The 571-nt window shown below is 68.0% G+C and carries 1 protein-coding gene; it reads left to right on the top strand.

Going from position 1 to position 571, the window contains the following annotated elements; all coding sequences use genetic code 11:
* Positions 1-571, top strand: a 571-nt coding sequence (locus tag AC1DRN_RS29970; RefSeq protein WP_477786930.1) for a VCBS domain-containing protein, incomplete at both ends; no start/stop codon positions are given.

Below are 571 nucleotides of genomic sequence, written 5' to 3'. Positions count from 1 at the left end.
GTTTCGTGGCGGGCAACGAGGCCGGCGCGGTGCAGGAAGACACCACGCTCAGCGTCAGCGGCCAGTTCAGCGCGGCCGACATCGACCACGATGCCACGGCGACCTGGAGTATTGTCGGGTCAAATACCGGCACCTACGGCGCGATCGCCGTGGACCACGCCGGCCAATGGACCTACACCCTGGCCAATGGCACCGATGGGGTCGCCAGTGCGGTGCAGGCGCTGCAGGCCGGCGAGAGTCACAACGAAGTGTTCACGGTGCAGGTCAGCGACGGCCTCGGCGGCGTCGACACACAGCTGGTGACCGTCACCATCACCGGCAGCAACGACGCGCCGGTGCTCGGTTTCGTGGCGGGCAACGAGGCCGGCGCGGTGCAGGAAGACACCACGCTCAGCGTCAGCGGCCAGTTCAGCGCGGCCGACATCGACCACGATGCCACGGCGACCTGGAGTATTGTCGGGTCAAATACCGGCACCTACGGCGCGATCGCCGTGGACCACGCCGGCCAATGGACCTACACCCTGGCCAATGGCACCGATGGGGTCGCCAGTGCGGTGCAGGCGCTGCAGGC

The sequence above is a fragment of the Pseudomonas sp. P5_B3 genome, from assembly GCF_056400405.1.
Note: the sequence above shows the minus strand (reverse complement) of the source record. Positions and strands in the feature narration are given on the sequence as shown.